Below are 21,303 nucleotides of genomic sequence, written 5' to 3'. Positions count from 1 at the left end.
CCGGTCTCATTCCGCGCCCACCTTCCGCGAGAGAGCGCGGGACGTACCTGGCACTCCAGCTGGGAAGCCCGCCGGATGCCCCGGGAGGCGGCGACGTGGAACTCGAATCGGAGCGTCTGGAGCGCAGACAACTGGAATCGCTATCGACGGCGGAGCTCATCCGCCATGCCATCGAGGAGGCTCGGCTCCTGGCGCGCGCCGAGGTGCTGCACGCCAAGAAGGAGCTGCGCGAGGAGGTAAAGGCCGCGCGCACCTCGGGCATCCTCCTGGGCTCGGGCGCCGTGCTGGGGCTGGTGAGTCTGGCGGCCCTCCTCGTGACGGTGGGATTGGCGCTGCCCCTGTCTGAGTGGCTTGGGGTGCTCCTGGTGGGGGCCTTCCTGCTGCTGCTGTCGGGGGGCCTGGCCTTCGCGGGCTACAAGCGGTTGCCCAAGAAGCCCCTGCCTCACACCCAGGAACGGTTGAAGACGGACATCGCCCGCACCCGGGAGACACTGCAATGAGCGAGCAGGAGAACAAGGGCGGTGGGCGCATCACCGCCGGCATGGACGACCGAGAGCAGGTGGAGAAGACGGCGGACCGTCTGCGCGACGAGCTGCTGCTCACCCTCGAGGAGCTGGACCGGCGCCGCGAGCGCGCGATGGACGTGCGCTACCAGGTCCGTCAGGCGCTCGACAAGAACCGCGACCTGTTGATCAAGGCGGGCGGTGTCGCGCTGGGCGCGGTCCTCGTGGGCATGGTCGTTTCCTGGTGGAGGCATCGCCACCACGAGGAGCTGTTGTGGAAGCATCGCCGCGAGGCCCTGCGGCGCGCTTGGGAGCACCCGGACCGGGTGGCCTCCCACGCCAGTGAGGGCCCCATCGGCGTCGAGCTTGGCCGGAAGCTCGTGCTCATCTTCGCCAGCACGCTGGCCTCGGCCATGGCCAAGAGGGCCGTTCAGACGCTGGTTCCTGCCTCCGAGCAAGGCCCGGAGCAGCAGGGCAGGAAACGTCTCGGGCTGCGCATCAACCAGTCCCCTGCACACGCGTAGTGCCCTGGGCCCGAGACGTCGAACGCGGCACTCTCCTGTGACGGGAGGGCGCCGCGTTCAGTCTTGGTAGATTCATAAGTATTCGTGATTGCATAGAATTCGCGCATAAAGCAGATTCATCCATGCCATGGATCTGCTCTACGCACGCGCACAGATGGGGATGTCCCTCGCCTTCCACATCATCTTCGCGGCGGCGGGCATCGCGCTGCCGCTGCTGATGGTGCTCAGTGACCTGAAGGCCCGGAGGACGGGAGACGCGGACTACGTCACGCTCAGCCGCAAGCTGGCGAAGGGGACGGCCATCCTCTTCGCGGTGGGCGCGGTGAGCGGCACGGTGCTGTCCTTCGAGCTGGGGCTGCTGTGGCCCGAGTTCATGGGGACATACGGAGAAGTGATAGGGCTCCCCTTCTCGCTGGAGGGGACGGCCTTCTTCACCGAGGCGGTGTTCCTCGGCATCTACCTGTACGGGCGGGACCGGATTCCCTCGGGGCTGCACCTCTTCTCGGGGGTGATGGTGGCGTTGAGCGGTGCGGCGAGCGCCTTCTTCGTTACGCTGGTCAATGTCTTCATGAACCACCCCTCGGGCTTCACGCCCACGCCGGGCGGGCCGGTGAATGTGGACCCGGTGGCGGCGATGTTCAGCCCGGGCTGGCAGTACCAGGTGGTGCACACGCTGCTGGCCTGCTACCAGTCGAGCGCCTTCGCCATGGCGGGCATCCACGCCCTCGTGCTGCTGCGCCACCCGGGGGCGACGTTCCACCGCAAGGCGCTGTCCATCGCGCTGCCGATGGCGTGCATCACCGCGCTGTTGCAGCCGCTCGCGGGACACCAGTCGGCGGAGCACATCGCCCGGGAGCAGCCGGCGAAGCTGGCGGCGGCCGAGGGTCTCTTCGAGACCCAGAGAGGCGCGCCGCTCACCGTGGGTGGGCTGCCGGATGAGGAGTCGCGCACCACGCGCTACGGGCTGGAGATACCCAAGGGGCTGTCCGTGCTGGCCTTCACCGACCCGAACGCCGAGGTGAAGGGACTGGACCAGTTTCCTCGTGACGAGTGGCCCCCGGTGCTCAAGGTGCACCTGGCCTTCGATCTCATGGTGGGCGCCGGCGGCGCGATGGCGTTGCTGGCGGTGGTGACGCTCTTCCTGCGCTGGCGGCACAAGGCATGGCCCGAGGGCCGACGCGTGCTGTGGGGCTGGCTGCTGTGTGGACCGCTCGGCGTGGTGGCGATGGAGGCGGGGTGGCTCGTCACCGAGTGGGGGCGCCAGCCGTGGATCATCCGCGGGGTGATGCGCACGGCGGACGCGGTGACGCCGGTGCCGAACCTGGCGGTGCCCTTCTGGACGTTCACGCTCGTCTACCTCTTCCTGGGCGCGATGGTGGTGTTCCTCCTGGTGCGGCAGGTGGCGGGCACGCTGCCGGGCCATGATGAGCCGCGGGAGGTGTCCCATGCCCACTGAGCTGCTCCTGGGGGGCGTGCTGGTGGCCGCCTTCGTCCTCTACGCGCTCTTCGGAGGCGCGGACTTCGGCGGGGGCGTCTGGGATTTGCTCGCCTCGGGGCCTCGCAAGGCGGAGCAGCGGGCGCTCATCTCCAAGGCCCTTGGCCCGGTGTGGGAGGTGAACCACGTCTGGCTCATCATCGGCATCGTCATCCTCTTCTCGGCCTTCCCTCGGGCCTTCGCGGTGCTGTCGGTGGCGTTGCACATTCCGCTGACGCTGCTGCTCCTGGGCATCGTCTTCCGAGGGACAGCCTTCACCTTCCGCACCTACGACGCGCGCGGTGACAGGGTGCAGCGTCGCTGGGGGCTCGTCTTCAGCGTGGCGAGCGTGCTGTCCCCGGCGCTGCTGGGCATGTGCGTGGGCGCCGTGGTGAGCGGGGCCATCCGCGTGCGGGGGTCCGTGGTGGAGAGCGGCTTCTTCGCCGGATGGCTGTCACCCTTCGCGCTGGCGGTGGGCCTGCTCGCCCTATGCCTCTTCGCCTTCCTGGCGGCGGTGTACCTGCTCGCCGAGACGCGCGAGCCCGCGCTCCAGGAGGACTTCCGCAAGCGGGCGCTCGGGGCGGGGGTGGCGGTGTTCCTGGCCGCTTTCGGCGTGCTGGTGCTCGCGCGAGAGGGGGCGCCCCGAGTGTGGTCGGGGCTGACAGACTCGCCCTTCGCGCTGGTGCTGCACGCGGCGACGGCCGTGGCGGCGGTGGCGGCCTTCGGGCTGCTGCTCACCCGGCGCTTCTGGTTGGCGCGCGTGGCGGCGGCGGCACAGGTGGGCCTCATCGTGGTGGGGTGGGCTGTCTCTCAGTACCCCTACCTGGTGGTGCCGGACCTCACCCTCCAACAGACGGCGGCGCCCGAGTCCACGCTGCGGGCCTTGCTGGTGGCGCTCGCGGTGGGCGCGGCCCTCATCCTCCCCTCGCTCCTGTTCCTGCTGCGTGTGTTCCAGTCCTCACCTCGAGGCGTCTCTCGGTAGTCGCGCCTTAGAGGTCCGGAGCGCTGTGCTAGGAGTCGGGTCATGCACAGCGCCCCTGGCGAACGCGTCGCGGTGACGATTGTCTCGTTGCTGCGGCTGGCGTGGCCCATCATCATCTCGCGGTCCACGCAGGTGGTGGTGGGGCTCGCGGACGCCATCATGGTGGCCCACCTCGGCGAGTCCGCCCTGGCCTCCGCCACCACGGGCGCGATGAACTCCAACCTGGTGTTCATCCTGCCCATGGGCACGGTGTTCATCGTCTCCAGCTTCGCTTCCCAGTCCTTCGGCGCTGGGGACCTGGGCGGAGCTCGGCGCTATGCCTTCTACGGGCTCGCCATCGCCGGGTTGGCCCAGGTGCTGTGCATGGCCCTGCTGCCCGTGCTGCCCGCGGGGCTCTCCCTGTTCGAGTACACCCCCGAGGTGCGCGACGGCGTGCGCACGTACCTCCAGGTCCGGCTGCTGTCGGGCGGGCTCGTCGTGGGCTTCGAGGCGCTCGCCAACTACTACGCGGGCCTCGGTAACACTCGGCTACCCATGGTGGCCAGCCTCGCCGCCATGGGGCTCAACATCCTGGGCAACTGGTTGCTTATCGACGGCCACTTCGGGCTCCCCGCGCTCGGCGTCGCTGGCGCCGCGTGGGCGAGTGTCATCTCCACGGGCGTCTCCTTCGTCGGGTTGCTCGCGTTCTTCCTCGTCCAGGGAGGAGGCGCCCGGTGGCCGCGCCTCCACGGGCGCGAGTTCCTGCGGACGCTGCGCTTCGGTCTCCCCTCGGGCCTCAACTGGTTCTTCGAGTTCCTGGCCTACAGCTTCTTCGTCAACGTGGTGGTGGCGGGGCTGGGCACCACCGTGCTGGCGGCGCTGATGGCTGTCATGCAGCTCAACTCCATGGCCTTCATGCCGGCGTTCGCCATCGGGAGTGCGGGCGCCATCGTGGTGGGCCAGGCCATCGGCGCGAGCGCCCGGGACGAGGTGCCGCGCGCCGTGCGGCTCACCTTCGTCCTCACGGGCTGCTGGCAGGGGATGGTGGGGCTCGTCTTCCTGTTGGCCCCCCGGTGGGCCTTCATGCCCTTCACGGGTGGGGTGTCGGAGGGAGAGCTGCTCGACACCGGTGCGCGGATGCTCCGGCTCTCCGTGGCGTGGCAGCTCTTCGATGCGATGGTCACCACCCTCGCCGAGGCGCTGCGGGCCGCCGGAGACACCGCCTTCACCCTCTGGATGCGGATGGCCCTCGCCTGGTTCCTCTTCGTGCCTGGGGCCTGGGTGAGCGTCCGGGTGCTCGGGGGCGGGGAGGTCGCCGCCATGCTCTGGCTGACTGTCTATATTGGCGGACTGGCGCTCGCCCTCTACCTGCGCTTCCGAGGAGGCGCCTGGCGGCGGTTCAACCTGTTGGAGCAAGATTTTCCACCTGGGGTGCGGACGAAAGTGCCGCCAGACCCATCCAGTAGGGACCCTAAATGAGGTAGCTTCCCGTGTTCTCAGGCATAGGGGGGGTCTATCTCCTGACGACCGCCCATCTCCCGACCCGAAGGAGCCCGAGCACATGGCGAGTCCCAAGTTCGAGACGCTGGTCGACATCTTTCTGCAGAGCACGGCCCACTACGGCCCCCGTAACCTCTTCGGCGAGAAGAAGAACGGGCAGTGGACGTGGATGACGTACGCCCGCTTTGGGCAGATGGTGGATGACCTGCGCGGTGGGCTGGCCCAGCTCGGCGTGATGCCGGGAGATCGCGTGGCGGTCATCTCCAACAACCGGCACGAGTGGGCGGTGGGCGCCTATGCCTGCGCCACCATGGGGGCCGCCTACGTCCCCATGTACGAGCAGCAGCAGGACAAGGAGTGGAAGTACATCCTCAACGACTGTGGCGCCAAGGTGGTGTTCGCCGCCACCGAGGCCATCGCCGCGAAGCTCAACGCGCTCCGGCCGGAGCTGCCCAAGCTGGAGCAGATCATCCGCTACACCGGCACCGAGCACGAGACGGACAGCTTCGCCTGTCTGCTGCGCCGCGGGGCCGAGACGCCCGTTCCCGTCACCACGCCCAAGGGCTCGGACCTGTGTAGCCTCATCTACACCTCGGGCACCACGGGCAATCCCAAGGGCGTGATGCTCAGCCACTCCAACATCGCGCGCAACGTGGCGGCCATTCACGAGATCTTCCCCATGACGGAGGACGACTGCTCGCTGGCGTTCCTCCCCTGGGCGCACGTCTTCGGGCAGACGGTGGAGCTGCACGGCCTGTTCTCCATGGGCGCCTCCATGGGCATCGCCGAGGCGGTGGACAAGATTATCGACAACCTGAGCGAGGTGCGGCCCACGCTGCTCTTCTCGGTGCCGCGCATCTTCAACCGCATCTATGACGGGTTGCAGAAGCGCATGGCCGCGGAGTCGCCCGTCAAGCGCCTGCTCTTCTCGCGCGGACTTGAAGTCGCCAAGCAGCGTCGAGAGCTTTCAGAGAAGAAGCAGAGCAGCGTCCTGCTGGACCTCCAGCACGCCTTCTTCGACAAGGTCGTCTTCTCCAAGGTCCGCGCGCGCTTCGGTGGCCGGATGAAATACGCCTTCAGCGGCGGCGCGGCCATTGCCCGCGAGGTGGCGGAGTTCATCGACAACCTCGGCATCACCGTCTACGAGGGCTACGGCCTCACCGAGACGTCCCCCATCGCCACCGCCAACTTCCCCAACAACCGGAAGATCGGCTCGGTGGGGAAGGCCCTGCCCGGCACGCGCGTGGAGATCGACCGCAGCGAAACCGGCGACCCCAAGCAGGGGGAGATCGTGGTCCATGGCCACAACGTGATGCTGGGCTACTACAACATGCCCGAGGAGAACGCGAAGGCCTTCACCGGCGATGGTGGCTACAAGACCGGCGACATGGGCTTCCTGGATGACGACGGGTTCCTGTGGATCACCGGCCGCATCAAGGAGCAGTACAAGCTGGAGAACGGCAAGTACGTGGTGCCGGTGCCCATCGAGCAGGCGCTGCAGCTCTCGCCCTTCATCACCAACGTGATGCTGCACGGGCAGAACAAGCCCTTCAACGTGGCCGTCATCGTTCCGGACATGGAATCGCTGAAGAAGTGGGCGACGGAGAAGGGGCTGGACACGTCCTCCATCCCCGAGCTGCTCAAGCGCGCGGAGGTGCAGCAGCTCTACCGGGAGCAGATCGCCGAGTACACCAAGAGCGTGAAGGGCTACGAGAAGCCGCAGCGCTTCCTGCTCATCAGCGAGGACTTCTCGGTGGCCAACGACATGCTGACGGCCTCGCTGAAGCTCAAGCGGCGCAGCGTGCTCAAGAAGTACGGCGAGGCGGTGGAGGAGCTGTACCGCGAGGCCGAGAAGAGCGGCGAGACGCGCGCCGCCTGACTTCCCCTCTCCCCCTGGGAGAGGGACAGGGTGAGGGTATCCGGATCCGGGCTTGAGTCCCCGGGTCCGCCGGCCCTCGGACCCTGGGGTGGGAACCCGTTACCCTCACCCCGCCCCTCTCCCAAAGGGAGAGGGAGGGGCCCACGGGGACGCTACTTGGCCGCGGGCGAGGCGACCTTGCCGTCTACCGGGCGGTACTTCATGCCCAGCTCGTTGAAGAGGAAGGCGTAGACGTCCACCTTCTCCTCAATGCTGTCGGCCAGCGGCGTGCCCATGCCGTGGCCCATGTTGTTGGTGCGCAGCAGCACCGGGCGCTTGGAGGCCGTGGCCTCTTGCAGCCGGGCCACCATCTTGCGCGAGTGGAAGGGATCCACGCGCGGATCGTTCTCGCCCGAGGTGAAGAGCACCGAGGGGTACTTCACCCCGTTCTTCACCTGGTGGTAGGGCGAATAGGCATACAGCGCCTTGAACTGCTCGGGGTCCTTCACCGTGCCGTACTCGGTGGTGTTGAACTGGCCGTTGGGCGTGAGCTCCACGCGGAGCATGTCGTAGAGGCCCACGAACGCGAGCACCGTGCGGAACATCTCCGGGTGCTGAGTCAGCGCCGCGCCCATGAGCAGGCCGCCGTTGCTGCCGCCCTGGATGGCCAGGCGCTCGGGCTTGGTCCACTTCTTGTCCACCAGCAGCTTCGCGCAGGCGTAGAAGTCATCGAAGACGTTCTGCTTCTTCGTGAGCGAGCCGTTGGTGTGCCACTCCTCGCCGAACTCGGAGCCGCCGCGCAGGTTGGCCACGGCCACCACGCCGCCCTGCTCGATGAAGGCGAAGTTGAGCACGTTGAGGCCGGGGCTGAGGGAGATGTTGAAGCCGCCGTAGCCGGTGAGCAGCGTGGGGTTGTTGCCGTTGAGCTTCGTGCCGCGCGCGTGGAGGATGTTGAGCGGCACCTGGGTGCCGTCCTTGGACGTGCACATGACACGGTCCACCACCACGTTCCGAGTGTCCACCGGCGAGGTCCGGCCCAAGGCCGTCTTCGTCAGCGAGCCGTCCTTCGCCGCATAGCGGTACACGGTGGGCGGCTCGGTGTAGCTGACGTTGGTCATGAGGATGTCATCACCGCCCAGGGGCACCGCGCCGCCCACGCTGGAGACGGGCGGGGTGGGCACCACGCCGAGCTCCTTGCCGTCCAGGCCCACCATGCGCATCTGCGAGGGGCCACCGAGCTGCTCCTGCACGTAGAGACGCGTGGCGGTGGGTTGGAAGCTCGCGATGGAGGCCTTGCCCTCGGGGATGAGGACGGTGGCCTTGTCGAGCGATGGCGTGGCGAGCGGAATCCGCAGCACCTTGCCGCGCGGCGCGTCCTTGCGCGACAGTGCGTAGAGCGCGCCGTCCTTGCCGAACTCCGCGTGGATGAGCTTGTCCTCGAACTTGGACAGCTGCGTCCAGGTGCCCTTGGGCCCGCGCAGGTAGAGCGCGTACTCGCCGCCGTCGCCGTTGCCCAGGGTGGCCAGCACGGAGGTGCCATCCTCGGACGTGGAGAGCTTGAAGTTGGCGATGCGCGGGGCGTCCTTGCCCAGCTCGTAGGTGTCCTTGTCCGTCGGCGTGCCGAGCTTGTGGAAGTACACCTGCTGGTAGAAGTCGCGGTCCGCCGCCGGGCGCTCCTCGCCGCGCGGGTAGCGCGTGTAGAAGAAGCCCGAGCCGTCCGCGTTCCACGTCAGGTCGCCTCCCGCGGTGCCGCCGTTCACTCGGGGCACCACCTCGCCGGGCAGCGGCTTGCCGGTGGCCACGTCGTAGACGGTGACATCACCGCTCTCCGTGCCGTCCTTCGACAGCGACACCGCCACCTTCTTGCCGTCCAGCGAGGGGACGAAGAAGTCGATGGTGGTGCGGCCGCTCGGGTCGAGCTCCATCGGGTTCACCAGCACGCGCGCCGTGGAGGGGTCCTCCGGCGAGGCCAGTACCACCAGCATGGACTGCTGCTGGGGCGGCTGGAACTTCATGGAGAACAAGACTCCGCCGCGCTGAATCAGCCCGAAGTGGGCCGGCGACTTGTGGGTCATCAGCGTGGTGATGCGGGCGCGGATGGCGTCACGCGAGGGAAGCTTGTCGAGCACCGCGCGCATGTGCGCGGTCTGCCCCTCCACCCACTTGCGGACCTCGGGGTCGTCGCTCTTCTCGAGCCACTGGTAGGGGTCCTCGACCTTCGTGCCGTGGTAGGTGTCCACCACGGCCTTCTTCGCCGCGACGGGCGGCGGGGGCACGGCGCTCTTGGCGTCAGCAGCCAGCGACGTCATGGGCAGCATCAGCGACAGCGCGGCGATCGCCGGCTTCATGCGTTGTTGCACGGAGTCCCTCGTGTGTCGGGTTGGGTGCCCCTAGCCTGCCACGAGCCGCCGCCGTCCGCTTGTCCCGGCGCGTCAGCGCGCCATCCGGAGGCCCGGATAGCTGCTCCGCAAGAGGGCTCACGCCCCGCCGCGCAGGTGAGCCGCCAGCTTCGCCAGCTCGGCGTGGTCGGTCGGGGTGCCACCGAAGGACGGCATCTCCGCCATGGAATTGGTAGGGATGAGGTGCACGTGCGCGTGCGGCACCTCGTAGCCGAGCACCACCTCCACCACGCGCTGGCACTGGGTGCGCTCCTTCAGCAGCCGAGCCACCGTGCGCACCGCCTGCATCAGCGCCCCATAGGCCTGGGGGTCCATGTCGAAGAGGTAGTCCACCGCCACCTTGGGGATGACGAGCGTGTGCCCTGGCCTCAGCGGGCGGATGTCCAGGAAGGCCAGGTGTTGGTCGTCCTCCCAGACCTTGTGGCAGGGAATCTCGCCTCGGACGATCTTCATGAAGAGGGTGTCTGCGGCCACGGTGCTGCCTCCGTTGAAGAAAGAGGCGGCAGGATAGCGGCTGCGGACGGGGAGGGCGCCGGGCACGTTGCGCGAAGTGCGGCTTGGCGACACTCAGGCCCGACGCGAGGGCCGGGCGGTCTTCTTCTTCGAGGGAGCGGGCTTCTTCGCCGCCGAGGGGGACTTCGCCTTCACCGGAGCGGGCTTCTTCGTCGCGGTGGACTTCTTCTTGGCGGGCTTCTTCTGCGCGGCCCGGAGGGCGGCGTCCACGGCACGGCGAGCCCAGGGCAGTAGCGCGTGGGCGTCGTCACTCGCGTCCGAGGGGGGAGTCCAGTACGACATGGTGACGGGCTTGCGGCCCGTGCCCGGGTCGTAGACGAACGGCTCGCCTCCCGCGGACTCGAAGGCGGCGCGCGTGGTGTCGTCTGTCTTCAGGTAGAGCCGTTCCTGGATGATCAGTCCGAACATCCTCCCGCCGTGGTACAGACCCCACCCGCCGAACATGGAGCGTGCTTGCACGAAGCCGAGCGGCTCCAGCAACTCCAGCGTGTACTCCACGTAGCTGTCCATGCGCGCCATGAGGCCTCCCGTTCACCCCATCATGGGGCCGGTGCCGCGGCGGGGCCATGCTCTTGTGTTGCGCATGCACCCTCTCCCTCTGGGAGAGGGCGGGGGGTGAGGGTATTCGAGCCCGCTCTTCAACCCGTGGCCCACGGGTGTGGACAGGGGGTTCAACCCGGGTGCACCCGATACCCTCACCCTGGCCCTCTCCCAGAGGGAGAGGGGACATCCACAGGCTTTCGGACCAGGTCCAGAGACTTCGTGGATGCTCCACCAGGGTGGGCCATCGCCGCGGCCTCGAACCGGACCTCGCCTCCCTCCCGCGTCCCGGTCGCCAGCACGAGCGTCTTGCCGAGCCAGGAGAGCCGCCCCTCCGGTGCCTCGAACCATAGGACCGAGCAGAAGTAATAGGCGTGCGCGGGGACCTGCTCTCCACGGGCGAGCGCGGCCATCACCTCGGGTGGACCATGGCGGTAGCCCTGGTTCCGCACCGACAGGAGGCCCCCCTCCTGGAGCTGTACGACGAAGCGGGCATCGATCTCGACCACCCCATCGCCTCGGATGAGCTGCCAGTCAGAGCCACCCGGGAGCACCTCGCCGGTGAAGAAGGGGCCCTCCACCCGACCTCCGGTGATGAGGCTCACCCTCCGCTGCCCCTGTGCGACGGAACCCACCGTCTGCACCTCCCCGAGCGCGATGCGGAAGCGTCCCACGGGATGAAGCCCCATGCCCTCGAAGGAGCCGAGGGCGCCTGGAAGGGCCGTCATGAGCGGTCTCCTCCGGCGTTCGACCCAGGCAGGACCGTGTAGCTCATCCGCTCGTTGAGCACCTTCGGGTCGAAGCCGGTGATGCGTTTGTACTCGTCTGCGATTGCCTTGCGCTCCTCGAAAGGCACCCGGGCGTCGAGGTCGTCGTCTGGGTGGGGCGCGCGCTGCTCGACGAGCTCCATCACCTGGTCCGGTCCGTTGGCGCGGTTGGTCATGACGATTCGAGTGGTCGCGGTACGCCGCTCACTCTCGTAGCGGGCCAGGGCCTCGTCGATCGAACCGGCGGTCGCGAGGTGATAGCTGAAGACGCGCGCGTCGAGGAGACCCTGGGTCGCTCCATTCGAGCCGATGGGGAACATGGGATGCGCGGCATCGCCCATCAGGGTCGCGCGGCCGAACGTCCAACGCGGCAGCGGGTCGCGATCCACCATGGGGAACTCGAACACCTGTTCTGTCGCCTCGACGAGCGCCGGCGTGTCGATCTCCGGGAAGCGCCAGCTGGCGAAGGCCGGCAGGAAGTCCGCCTTGTTCCCGGGCTTGTTCCAGTCCTCCTTGGGCGGGGTTCGGGTGCTGTCGCCGCGCAGCTCGCAGATCCAGTTGATGAGCGTCTTGCCGGTCGCCGGGTCGTGCCGGATGGGATAGGCGACGAGCTTCTGGCGGGAGTGGCCGGCCCAGACCATGGCGCGGCCTCCCAGGAAGGGCGGCGCCTCCACTGTGGCGCGCCACAGCGTCGCGCCGGAGAAGTTCGGGGGCCCCTCGTTCGGGTAGAACTTGCGCCGGACCGCGGAGTGGATGCCGTCGGCCCCTATCAGCACGTCGGCCTTTCGGGCGCCGAGTGACTCACCCGTCGCGCGCTGGACGAAGTGAGCCGTGACGCCCTGGTCGCTCGTCTCCAGGTCCGCGAGCGTGTGCCCCAGGAGCACGTTCTCCTCGCCGAGCCGCTCCACCGTCTTGCGCAGCAGCAGCATCTGCAGCTCTCCCCGGTGGATGGAGATCTGCGGCCACTTGTAGCCCGCGGCCAGCCCCCGCGCCTCGCGCCAGATGGGCTTGCCGTGCTTGCTGAGGTAGACGAGCTCGTTGGTCTCCACTCCCAGCCTGCGCAGGTCATCGAGCAGTCCGAGCTCGGCCAGCTCCCGTACCGCATGGGGAAGCAGGTTGATTCCCACGCCCAGCGGAGCGGGCCGGGACACCGCCTCGTACACGCGCGGCCTGAAGCCGGCCTGATGAAGGCTCAAGGCCGCGGTCAGGCCCGCGGGGCCGGCTCCGATGATGAGGATCTCCATGGCTCTCTCCCTGGGGCGCTCTTCCTGCGGCACGCGCCACCTCCACTCAGGAGGAGATTGTTATGGTGCATTACAAATGAATCAAGTCTCGGTGCGTCGATTGAGGCGTCGTAGGCTGGGGTCTGCTCGTTGAAGGTGGTGCGAATGAAGAAGGGACGAAGTGCGCGGTCGGGGGAGGAGTCCATTGGTGAGCGTCACTCCGCCCCACGCGTGGAGGGCGTGGACTACGGGGTGCTCGACGAGCTGGTCGGCTACGCGGTTCGCCGTGCGCAGATCCGCATCTTCGAGGACTTCGCGGCGTCGCTGTCGCACTTCGGCATCACGCCCGCCCGGTTCTCGACCCTGCAATTGATTGCCGCCAATCCCGGGCTGAAGCAGACCCAACTGGGCGACATCCTCGGCATTGCTCGTTCAGGCGTGATGGTGCTCATCGATTCGCTCGTGGAGCAGGGGCTCGTGCGGCGCGAACCGCAGCCGGACGACCGGAGAGCCTACGGAGTCTTCCTCACCCCGGCTGGCCAGACGGCCTTCGAGCAGATCCGACGCGAGGTGCTCGCTCACGACCGGCGCATCTCGGCACGGCTCAGTGCGCAGGAACGGGCTCGGCTGCTCCAGTTGCTGGAGAAGCTCGCGTCATCCACATAGCAGGGAGAGCAGGGCCTCTACCGCACGGCCGCTCGCCTGCTTCACCCCTGGAATACGTCTCCTCTATCTGGGTGAAAAAACCAAACTCTCCAATCCCAGACGCTTGCTTGCCTGCCTTCCAAGTCCAGCAGGCAAGCAGCGGGACGGAAAAGAGTTTGGAATAGTGAATAGGCGTTCTGTCGTTTTCGCGCGGCCCACTCATGATCCTGCCCACGCTCTTCTTGCTTGCTTCCGCTCCGGCAGTCCCCCCTGCTCGCAACACCGTGGTTCCCGAAATGGGTGTCCCCTTCGGATGTGGCCGTGTGTTCCAGGTCAGCCAGGGTCACGACACGGGGAGCCACCTGCAGAACGACACGTATGCGTGGGATTTCCGCATGCCCGTCGGCACGCCCGTCGTCGCCGCCGAGGATGGGACGGTTCGTCTCGCTCGGGGTGACAGCACCCAGGGCGCCTGCGACCCGAAGATGGCGCCGTACGCCAACTACGTCGTCGTCGCGCACTCGGGCGGAGTCGAGACCCAGTACCTCCACTTCAGCGCCGTGGTGGTGAAGCCCGGCGATCAGGTCCGTCGGGGGCAGCTCCTCGGCTATTCGGGTAACACCGGCTGGTCGTGCGGCCCGCACCTGCACTTCAAGGTGGCTCGCACTGCGGGCTCCGGGTGGAACAACCCCTCCGTTCCCGCGCTGATCGCCGGCTATGGCGACCCGGTGCGCGATACCCTCATCGCGGCGCCCTCGTGCGGCAAGAACCAGGACATGCCTGTGATGGCCGCCAACGACCCGCGCGGCAACGAGTCGCTTGCGCCCGCGGGTGCCCCTGCGCGCGAGGGTGAGCAGGCCGCCGGTGGTATCCCGCCCGGCGCCAAGGCCATCATGGAGCAGGTCTCGCGCACGGCTTCCCAGGCCTCCCAGAAGCGCCAGCCGCTGCCCGAGGCCCAGGCCTCGGACGGCGCGGGCGGCTCCCGCTAGCTCTTGGGTTTTTGAAGGTGAGCCGCGGATGGGACCCCCCGCGGCCCCTCCACCCGCGCTCACGCTGCGCCCGGTGGAGCCCTCATCCGCCCACGGGTGGTTCAGGGGGTGGGGGTGGCTTGCTGCAGATGCCTGAGAGGCACTTCAGCTCGGGGAGACAATCCGCGTCTTGTCTGCACGCGACCCCCTCCGCGCAATCCTGGGCCGCGCCTCCGCTCATCCCGGACACCTTGAAATCGGAGTCCTTGACCCACTCGAAGACGGGCTCATTGCCAGACGGGCCTGCCTTCTTGTTCAAGAGGTGCACTGTCTTGTCGAGAGGCACATGGATGGCCGCGACGATGTTGAGGTCGGAGTCGTTGATCGCCTTTTCGATGGCGATGGCCACTTTGTAGGCGTCAATGAGATCATCGCCGATTTTGACGGCGATGTGTTCCTCCTGTGCGTCCCCTGATTTGGTGAACTCGAAGAACAGCCGCTTTTGCCCGTCACTGAGGGAGAAGAGCTCGCCCGCGGCGATGTGTTTACTCGCCACGGCGACGATCTTTCCTGAAGCAGTTCCAGCTACCTGTTCTTTGGTGCACGTGGCATTGCAGGTGCCACAGGCTTCGGCGTTGCCGTCATCGCACTTCTCGCCCGCGGCGCTGTTGATGTGACCATCCCCACAGCGGGGAATCTTGCAGGAGGCGCCATCGCAGAAGGTGCTGTCGTTGCCATAGCTGTCGCACTCTTCTCCGGCAGCTAGGTTCTGGATGCCGTCGCCGCATCGCGAAAGCGTACAATTGATGTTGCATTTTCCGGCGTCATTCCTGGGATCACATTGCTCGCCTGACGCCGCGTTCGTGTATCCGTCACCACAGCGGGAAATCGTGCAGGTGAGGTGATTGCAGAAGGCGGAGTCCTCTTGACCGCTGTCGCACTCTTCTCCGTCAGCGGGGTTGTGGATGCTGTCGCCGCAGCTCGAAAGCGTGCAATTGAAGTTGCATCCTTTGGCGTCATTCTTGGGATCGCACTGCTCGCCAGCCTTCTCGTTCGTATAGCCATCGCCGCAGTGTGCGAGTGTGCAGTCGAAATTGCAGGTAGGGGTATCCACGCCTCGGCTGTCGCACTGCTCTTCGTTGTCGATACTTCCATTGCCACAGGTCGCGTACGAGCGACAGTCGGAGCTGCATTCACCTTGGGGGTTGTCGCCGTTGTCACACACCTCACCGGCGGCTTTGTCCGTGATGCCATTGCCACAGACTTCCGTCGACGCGCAGGTTGAGCTGCAGCCGTCGCCGTCGAGGCTGTTGCCGTCGTCGCACGCCTCACCTTCCTGGCGGATGCCGTCGCCGCAATCCGTGCTGATGCAGACGTTTTGATTGGCGGCGCACCGCTGTCCCGGGGGGCAGACCAGGTCGGGTCCACACTCCACGCTCAGGGGTTCGAGGCAGGACTGGAGCGGCAGGAGCAGGAGCACCAGGACGAGCGGGATGACGCTGCCCGGATGAACGCGGAGAGGGAGTTCTTGTCTCATCGTACGCCTCAGAATTGGAAGGTAGCCAGGAGGCCATTCGTCCCGCCGAGCAACGGGGTGACGCTCACCGTCTTTTTTCCCGGGTCCGGATTCACGGGGACTGCCTGGGGCTGATTGAGGTAGGCGAGAACCACGCCGGTGACGAAGGCTGCTCCGCCCAGGGCATAGGCGCCGTACGCCGCCCTCTGCAGGTTGTCTCCCCGGCTCCTGATGTCCGAGAGGCCATTCTCCCTGGGGTTGCAGCCGCTGTCGCACTGCTCCAGGACGATGTCATCGAAGCGGCGGTAGTTCTTGCTGGTCTCCAGGTGCAGCAGCCCGCCCCCCGCCGCCGCGGCCAGGCCTGTTCCCATCACCGTCCAGGGCATCCAGACCGGCCAGCGCCGCTGGTACTCCAGGCGGTACGGCCTCAAGTCGAGATTCACCTGAGCGCCGGGCAGCAAGGGTTGGCTCTTGTCCGCGGTGACATAGCCCTCCTTCATCGCGACGATGCTGTGCGTTCCCGGACGCACCAATCCCTGGTAGCGACCGGGACCCATGAACAGCGTCTGGCCATCCATCGTCACGGTGGCGCCGGGCTCGTCGCAGGAGATGCTCAACCGGACGAGCTGCGTGTCGAGGAGCTCCTTGTACCGGGTGGCGTTCTCGAACTTGTCGGTGCCCAGGGGCTCCGGTCCGTAGCGCATCGCGGACAGCAGGTGCTCGTGGACCTCGAGTGGCCGGTCGAGCTTCATCAAGGCCAGCGCCAGGTTGTAATGGATGGCGGGATGGTCCCAGTGACGGAGCGCCTGGAGATACTTCTCACTGGCCTCGACGAAGAGACCTTCGGTCAGGGAGGTGTTGGCCGCGTTGAACAGCTCGCGCGCCGCCTGCTGGTCCTTCCCACTGACATTCTGGACCCAGGGACGCTCCCCTCCCACGAGAGGCTGGGGGGACTGCGCGGCCGCCGGAAGGGCCCACGGCGATAGCAGCGTCACCCAGAGGCCAAGGCCGAACGAGGCCTTTCTCATCATGTCTCTCACGGTCATTCTCAATCCAATTCCTTGATGATCACGCCGATCTGCTGCTCCGCGCGTGCGGCGCGCTCCTGCTCACGGCGCAACGACTCTTCGAGCTGGCGCTGGGCCTGGTACGCCTCTTCCGCGCTCTTCTGGGCACGCAACCAGGCGAGCCGGGCGCGCTTCTGCAGCTCCTTGGCTCTCTTCAGTGCGGACTCCAGTTCGCCATTCTTGTTCAGGAGCGCGTTGTTGGTGAGCTCGACCTGCTCCATGGCCTTCTCTTTCGCCTGCTGTTCCCGGAGGCGCTCCAGCTCCTTGGCCTGCACTTCCGCCAGTCGCTGCTTCGCCTCTGTCTCGGCATTGCGTGCGAGCGTCTCCGCCTCGCGCGCCGTCGTCTCCGCCTTGCGTGCCACGGCCTCGGCTCGCAGCGCCGCCTCGGCCTGACGCTCGGCCTCCTGCTGGGAGTTGTGGATGACCACCAACGCCACCGCCGCCGCCACCACCAGCATCGCCAGGAAGGTCGTGGTGCCGATGACCAGGGCCCGCTTCATGCGTGTGGCCCGCACGGCCTGGGCGAAGACCGCGTCGAGGAAGTCGCGCTGAAGCTTCGGCAGCTCCCCGCGGTAGCGGCCTTGGAAGCGCCGCGCTTCCTCCACCATCTCTCCGCGCCACAGCAGGTTGTTGTCGAAGTTCTTGGCCTGCCACTGCCGGGCCGCGTTGCGCAGCTGCTCCAGGAAGCCCGCGTCCTCCTGGCCCTCGTCCAGCCAACGCCGCAGTGTGGGCCAGCTGTGCAGGAGCGACTCGTGCACGATTTCCACCGTCGCGCCCGTGGCGCCGCCTCCCGTCTGCACGACGAGCAGACGCGCCTGGACGAGGTGATCGATGAGCCGCTGCATCTCCCCGGTGTCCTTCGTCAGCTCGCGCAGCTCGTCCGCCGAGACGAGGGCTCGCGTGCGCTCGGGGGTGACGAGGCGCAGGAAGAGCGCGCGCACCAGCGTGCGCTCCGTGTTGGTCATGCCCGCGAGCACGCTGTCGGCGTGGCTGGCCAGCGCGCCGGCGATGCCTCCCATCGCCTCGTAGGCGCGCTCGGTGAGTTGTTTGTGCGCGGGGTCCCGGGACTCCCAGAGCTGGGTCGCGGCGAACTGGAGCAGCGGCAGCGCGCCCTGGGTGGACTCCAGGTGCTCGAGCATCTTGTCCACCATCGCCGGGGTTTCGAAGCGGTAGCCGGCCATCTCCGCCGGCTGCACCAGCGCGTCGCGCAGCCCCTCGCGGCTGGGCGGGGTGAGGAAGTAGAGCCCCTGGCTCAGCTCGGCCATGAAGCGCTCGTCCTCGGGCACCCGGTCCAGGAAGTCCGAGCGGATGGAGAGCACGACGCGGATGGGCGAGGTGGCGTCGTCCGCGATGCCCGACAGGCACGCGGTGAAGGCCAGGCGCTCACGCGCGTCCGGCACCAGCGTGTAGAGCTCCTCGAACTGGTCGATGAAGAGCAGGATGTTCCGGCGCTCACGCCGAGCGCGGCTGCGCAGCACGTTGCCGACGAAGCCGGGCTCGGCGCGAAGGTGCTCGACGAGCTTGCGCTGCTCCTGGATGTCCTCCTCGATGGAGCTCGACGAGCTCACCAGCGGCGCCACCATGCTGGCCAGCGCCGCCAGCGGATGGCGACCCGGGCGGATGACGAGCGACTCCCAGGGCGTCCCAGAGCGCTTGAGGACGGGCACGAGGCCCGCGCGCACGAACGAGGACTTGCCGGTGCCCGAGGGGCCCACCACCGCCAACAGCGGCTGGTCGTGGATGCGGTTCACCAGCGCGGCGATCTCTCGGGTGCGGCCGAAGAAGCGGTTGGCGTCCGCTTCCTGGAAGGAGCTGAGGCCGGCGTAGGGACTCTCGTCGATGCGCAGCTCGCGGGTGTAGCGGCCGGGGAGGAAGGGCTCCAGCGCGCGCAGCAGCGAGAGCGCGTCCGGGAAGCGCTGCTCCTTGTGCTTGAGCAGACAGCGATCGACGACTGCGGCCAGCTCGGGTGGGGCGTCCGGTAGCACGTCACGCAGGCGGGGCATGGGCTCGTCGAGGAGCCCCGTCACCGCGAGCTGGGGTCCACTCACCGAGCCCAACGGGTGTTGGCCCGAGAGCATCCGGAACAGCATGATGCCCACGGCCCAGATGTCCGTCCGATGGTCGATGGGCACGCCATTGCCCCACTGCTCCGGGGACATATAGGCCATCGTGCCCAGGATGGCGCCGCGGCGGGTGAGGTCGCGGGAGTCCTCGTCGGCGAGCTGTCCCACGAAGGTGCCGGTGGCGGCCGCCTCCGGGACCTCGTCTCCCTGGAGCACCTTGGCGATGCCAAAGTCGAGCACCTTGATGGCGCCCGAGTCGGTGACGAGGATGTTCTCGGGCTTGAGGTCGCGGTGGACGATGCCCTGCTCATGGGCGCACGCCAACGCGCGCACCACGGGCACCATCAGCTCCACCGCGCGCGCGGGTGGCAGCCGCTGGCCGGTGACGAGCTTCTTCAGCGGCTGGCCCTGGAGGTACTCCAGCACCATGAAGGGGTCGCCGTTGTATTCACCGACCTCGTAGATGATGACGATGTTCTCGTGGCTGCAGCGCGCGGTAGCGCGTGCCTCGAGGATGAAGCGCCTGGTGAGGTCCGCGTCCTGGGTGTGCAGGAACTTGATGGCCACGCGGCGGCCGAGCCGGGTGTCGCGCGCCAGGAAGACGGTGCCCATGCCTCCGCGTCCCAGCTCGCGGATGAGCTCGTAGTGGTGGATACGGGTGCCGGGCGCGAGCCCGCCTTCCGGCGCAGGGGGCCCCGTGACCGCGGAGACCTTGCGTAGGGCGTTGCTCTGGTGCGTGCTCATGTCTGGCCAGATCCCCCGAGGCAGCCACGAACCTGGTGGGACGTGGCTGGATGCGCGCACCGGCCTCGAGCGGGCCGCTGCACGTGTATGTGATTGGAGATTAAACCGATTGGAGCACGAAGGAGCTACATTCTCCCCCCCCGTACTCATATTCTCAATCCTTGGGAGCGCGGCGCCCGTTTCCGCCCACGTGCCCCGTGAGGGCGCCCCACCTGTCTGTCTCAAGGCAATGCCATCCACATCCTGAGCACGGCTGCTTGCTCGTCATCCCCAACGCGATTGCAGGGAGAGTGTTTGTTATTCAGCGGAGCTGGAGCAGCGCACGGGCGGCCTCGCGTCCGGAGCGGAAGCTGTCCTGGACGGATTCCCCCAGCCGGCCGCCGAGTACCCCGAGGAGCGAGGTGAAGCGCCCCAGGCCCGCGCGGCGCACGGCACGGGTTGTCCCCGCCAGGCTCACCGAGGCCAGCAGCGCCCCGGCTCCCGCCAGCACCGCGAAGAGCGCTCCCGCGTTGATGAAGTAGTCCACGCCCAGCAGGGGGCCCTCGAGGTACGCGCGCACCACGCGGTAGCCCACGTGTCCCAGCAGCGCCAGCAGGGGCAGGTTGATGAGCGGCAGCAGCAGCCAACGCGCCAGGCGCCACCAACCGGCCACGGCCTCCGCCACGGCCGTGGTGACCGTGTAGCGCCAGGCGCTCGCGCGTGCGGACTTCAGCTCCACCAGCAGCGTCTCCACGTCCGGAAGCCCCAGCGTCTCCGGGGACAGCCCGCTCGCGTGCGCCAGGCTCCGCGCCTCTGCCAGGGCGGCGCGTGCGGCTCCCTCCACGGAGAGGTCGTCCTCGAAGGGCTCCACCACCGCTGTCTCCGCCGCGCGGGCGCGCGTCTTGTCCCGCACCGCATCCAGCACGGTGGAGGTTGCCGCCACGGCCAGCCCCACCGGCAGGCTGCGCCGCGCCAGCAGCGTTGCCGCGCCCAGGCCTCCGGCTCCCACGTAGGAGAGCCGCATGCCCCACGCCGCTGGGCCCCAGAAGCGCCCCGCTGCCTGACTCCGCACCTCCGAGGCCAGGTGGCCCTGCGCCAGCTCCAGCCGCGTGTCGAAGTCTGTCTTCAGCCCCTCGGCGGCGCGCCCGAGGCCCGACTCCAGCGCGGCCCTCGCCCGTGCCAGCGTGTCCTCCGTCTCCTTGAGCGCACCCTCCACCCGCGAGGTGATTTCCTCCAGCGCGCCCTGGGCGTTGCTCCGCCGCACCCGCTCGGCCACCGCCTGCGTGGCCAGGGTCTTGAGGTGGAAGAGGAACGCGCCGAACTCGCCCGAAGGGTCCTGCCCCGCCTTCGCGGCCCGGCCGCTGATGGCGAAGACGGGCACGGACTCCGCCGGCAGCCCGTACTGCTCCAGGGCCAGCCGGCGCGCCTGCGTCTTGAGGGTCTCGCGCGAGTCGGCGGACAGCTCGTCCGCGAAGTTGATGAGGAACACGAGCGCGCGGCGCCGGGCGAAGTCGGCGAGGAACTCGGCCTGGGTGGCCTCGGCCACGCTCCCGCGGTGCATCACCACCAGCGCCACGTCCGCGCGCTCCAGGGCCGCGCGCGCTACGTCCCGGTGCATGGTGGCCACGCTGTTGAGGTCCGGCGTGTCGATGAACACCTGGCCACTCCACAGCCCTCGCGGGTCTGGCGTGTAGCGCACTGTCTTCGCGCCCACCTGGGCCAGGTCCTCGAGGCTGGCGCCCTCGGGGGCGAATACGGTGGCGGCCGTGCTGGTGGGCCGGTCCTCCCCCTCGCGCGCGAGCGGCTGTCCCGCCAGCGCGTTGAGCAGGGTGGACTTGCCTGCGCCCGTGGCACCCACCAGGGCCACGGTGAGGGGCGCGTCCTTGCGCTCCAGGCCGCGCGCGTAGTCGTGGCGCAGCCGCTCAAGGCGGGCGGCGTGGGGCTTCAGGGCCGGCAGGGTCAGCGCGGTGGAGAGGAGGGGCTCGAGTTGTTCAGGGGCGGGCAGGGTGTCCACGGGCCCCAGCCTCGCCAAGGAGCGCGCCTCTGCCCAGCACGGAGT

At 68.1% G+C, this 21,303-nt stretch carries 17 protein-coding genes; 8 read left to right on the top strand and 9 right to left on the bottom strand.

Annotated features, from left to right (window positions below):
• Positions 1 to 95 precede the first annotated feature (95 nt).
• The 6 genes from F0U60_RS49145 to F0U60_RS49120 all read left to right on the top strand — a co-directional run bounded on the left by F0U60_RS49145 (position 96) and on the right by F0U60_RS49120 (position 6,841).
• Entirely contained in the window at positions 96 to 500 is a 405-nt protein-coding gene (locus tag F0U60_RS49145) for a phage holin family protein (RefSeq protein ID WP_395811210.1), read from the top strand.
• Positions 497 to 1,027: a hypothetical protein gene (locus F0U60_RS49140; protein ID WP_395811208.1), complete on the top strand. Its 531-nt coding sequence runs from the start codon at positions 497 to 499 to the stop codon at positions 1,025 to 1,027. Before F0U60_RS49145 ends, F0U60_RS49140 begins: the two co-directional genes overlap by 4 nt.
• A 127-nt stretch (positions 1,028 to 1,154) precedes the next feature.
• Positions 1,155 to 2,483 (top strand): cytochrome ubiquinol oxidase subunit I, encoded by a 1,329-nt coding sequence (locus F0U60_RS49135; protein ID WP_395811206.1) that lies wholly within the window; start codon positions 1,155 to 1,157, stop codon positions 2,481 to 2,483.
• The gene (locus F0U60_RS49130) at positions 2,473 to 3,483 is read left to right on the top strand and encodes a cytochrome d ubiquinol oxidase subunit II (RefSeq protein WP_395811204.1); all 1,011 of its coding nucleotides are present in this window, start codon (positions 2,473 to 2,475) and stop codon (positions 3,481 to 3,483) included. The genes F0U60_RS49135 and F0U60_RS49130 overlap by 11 nt, the downstream gene beginning before the upstream one ends.
• 42 nt (positions 3,484 to 3,525) lie before the next feature.
• Positions 3,526 to 4,941 carry an MATE family efflux transporter gene (locus F0U60_RS49125; protein WP_395811202.1) on the top strand — a complete coding sequence of 472 codons (1,416 nt, stop codon included), beginning with the start codon at positions 3,526 to 3,528 and terminating at the stop codon, positions 4,939 to 4,941.
• A gap of 82 nt (positions 4,942 to 5,023) precedes the next feature.
• Positions 5,024 to 6,841: an AMP-dependent synthetase/ligase gene (locus tag F0U60_RS49120; RefSeq protein WP_395811200.1), complete on the top strand. Its 1,818-nt coding sequence runs from the start codon at positions 5,024 to 5,026 to the stop codon at positions 6,839 to 6,841.
• Positions 6,842 to 6,993: 152 nt separating this feature from the next.
• Here the strand turns inward: F0U60_RS49120 and F0U60_RS49115 are convergent, their stop codons facing one another.
• The 5 genes from F0U60_RS49115 to F0U60_RS49095 all read right to left on the bottom strand — a co-directional run bounded on the left by F0U60_RS49115 (position 6,994) and on the right by F0U60_RS49095 (position 12,283).
• On the bottom strand, positions 6,994 to 9,138 hold the full coding sequence (locus F0U60_RS49115; protein ID WP_395825772.1) for a prolyl oligopeptidase family protein: 2,145 nt from the start codon (positions 9,136 to 9,138) through the stop codon (positions 6,994 to 6,996).
• Positions 9,139 to 9,297: 159 nt separating this feature from the next.
• The gene (locus tag F0U60_RS49110) at positions 9,298 to 9,693 is read right to left on the bottom strand and encodes an HIT family protein (protein WP_395811198.1); all 396 of its coding nucleotides are present in this window, start codon (positions 9,691 to 9,693) and stop codon (positions 9,298 to 9,300) included.
• A gap of 93 nt (positions 9,694 to 9,786) precedes the next feature.
• A complete protein-coding gene (locus tag F0U60_RS49105) occupies positions 9,787 to 10,251 on the bottom strand; it encodes a TfoX/Sxy family protein (RefSeq protein WP_395811196.1) in 465 nt (154 codons plus the stop codon).
• 176 nt (positions 10,252 to 10,427) lie between these two features.
• A complete protein-coding gene (locus F0U60_RS49100; RefSeq protein WP_395811194.1) occupies positions 10,428 to 11,000 on the bottom strand; it encodes a DUF3237 domain-containing protein in 573 nt (190 codons plus the stop codon).
• Complete coding sequence (locus F0U60_RS49095; RefSeq protein WP_395811192.1) at positions 10,997 to 12,283, bottom strand: flavin-dependent oxidoreductase; 1,287 nt, start codon at positions 12,281 to 12,283, stop codon at positions 10,997 to 10,999. The genes F0U60_RS49100 and F0U60_RS49095 overlap by 4 nt, the downstream gene beginning before the upstream one ends.
• A gap of 144 nt (positions 12,284 to 12,427) precedes the next feature.
• Between F0U60_RS49095 and F0U60_RS49090 the strand changes: the two genes are divergently transcribed.
• Both F0U60_RS49090 and F0U60_RS49085 read left to right on the top strand, forming a co-directional pair.
• A complete protein-coding gene (locus F0U60_RS49090) occupies positions 12,428 to 12,928 on the top strand; it encodes a MarR family winged helix-turn-helix transcriptional regulator (RefSeq protein ID WP_395811190.1) in 501 nt (166 codons plus the stop codon).
• 302 nt (positions 12,929 to 13,230) lie between these two features.
• Positions 13,231 to 13,896, top strand: coding sequence for a M23 family metallopeptidase (locus F0U60_RS49085; RefSeq protein ID WP_395811188.1), 666 nt, complete (start codon positions 13,231 to 13,233; stop codon positions 13,894 to 13,896).
• 82 nt (positions 13,897 to 13,978) lie between these two features.
• Here F0U60_RS49085 and F0U60_RS49080 read toward each other — a convergent pair whose 3' ends face one another.
• The 4 genes from F0U60_RS49080 to F0U60_RS49065 form a co-directional block, all read right to left on the bottom strand.
• A complete protein-coding gene (locus tag F0U60_RS49080) occupies positions 13,979 to 15,355 on the bottom strand; it encodes a DUF4215 domain-containing protein (protein WP_395811186.1) in 1,377 nt (458 codons plus the stop codon).
• Between the two features lie 65 nt (positions 15,356 to 15,420).
• Positions 15,421 to 16,437 (bottom strand): PEGA domain-containing protein, encoded by a 1,017-nt coding sequence (locus tag F0U60_RS49075; protein ID WP_395811184.1) that lies wholly within the window; start codon positions 16,435 to 16,437, stop codon positions 15,421 to 15,423.
• Between the two features lie 2 nt (positions 16,438 to 16,439).
• Positions 16,440 to 19,265 carry a protein kinase gene (locus tag F0U60_RS49070; RefSeq protein ID WP_395811182.1) on the bottom strand — a complete coding sequence of 942 codons (2,826 nt, stop codon included), beginning with the start codon at positions 19,263 to 19,265 and terminating at the stop codon, positions 16,440 to 16,442.
• A 301-nt stretch (positions 19,266 to 19,566) separates the two neighbouring features.
• On the bottom strand, positions 19,567 to 21,276 hold the full coding sequence (locus F0U60_RS49065) for a GTPase (protein ID WP_395811180.1): 1,710 nt from the start codon (positions 21,274 to 21,276) through the stop codon (positions 19,567 to 19,569).
• Between the last annotated feature and the right edge of the window lie 27 nt (positions 21,277 to 21,303).

The sequence above is a fragment of the Archangium minus genome, from assembly GCF_044360475.1.
Classification (GTDB): domain Bacteria; phylum Myxococcota; class Myxococcia; order Myxococcales; family Myxococcaceae; genus Archangium; species Archangium minus.
The sequence above is the reverse complement of the archived record's forward strand: the minus strand, read 5'-3'. Positions and strand labels throughout refer to the sequence as shown.

Excerpts from the sequence above, each read along its gene's own strand:
- F0U60_RS49095 (WP_395811192.1), bottom strand. The coding sequence starts at position 12,283 with ATGGAGATCCTCATCATCGGAGCCGGCCCCGCGGGCCTGACCGCGGCC.
- F0U60_RS49125 (WP_395811202.1), top strand. The coding sequence starts at position 3,526 with ATGCACAGCGCCCCTGGCGAACGCGTCGCGGTGACGATTGTCTCGTTG.
- F0U60_RS49135 (WP_395811206.1), top strand. The coding sequence starts at position 1,155 with ATGGATCTGCTCTACGCACGCGCACAGATGGGGATGTCCCTCGCCTTC.
- F0U60_RS49090 (WP_395811190.1), top strand. The coding sequence starts at position 12,428 with ATGAAGAAGGGACGAAGTGCGCGGTCGGGGGAGGAGTCCATTGGTGAG.
- F0U60_RS49130 (WP_395811204.1), top strand. The coding sequence starts at position 2,473 with ATGCCCACTGAGCTGCTCCTGGGGGGCGTGCTGGTGGCCGCCTTCGTC.
- F0U60_RS49115 (WP_395825772.1), bottom strand. The coding sequence starts at position 9,138 with ATGCTGCCCATGACGTCGCTGGCTGCTGACGCCAAGAGCGCCGTGCCC.
- F0U60_RS49140 (WP_395811208.1), top strand. The coding sequence starts at position 497 with ATGAGCGAGCAGGAGAACAAGGGCGGTGGGCGCATCACCGCCGGCATG.
- F0U60_RS49070 (WP_395811182.1), bottom strand. The coding sequence starts at position 19,265 with ATGAGCACGCACCAGAGCAACGCCCTACGCAAGGTCTCCGCGGTCACG.
- F0U60_RS49120 (WP_395811200.1), top strand. The coding sequence starts at position 5,024 with ATGGCGAGTCCCAAGTTCGAGACGCTGGTCGACATCTTTCTGCAGAGC.
- F0U60_RS49075 (WP_395811184.1), bottom strand. The coding sequence starts at position 16,437 with ATGACCGTGAGAGACATGATGAGAAAGGCCTCGTTCGGCCTTGGCCTC.
- F0U60_RS49100 (WP_395811194.1), bottom strand. The coding sequence starts at position 11,000 with ATGACGGCCCTTCCAGGCGCCCTCGGCTCCTTCGAGGGCATGGGGCTT.
- F0U60_RS49105 (WP_395811196.1), bottom strand. The coding sequence starts at position 10,251 with ATGGCGCGCATGGACAGCTACGTGGAGTACACGCTGGAGTTGCTGGAG.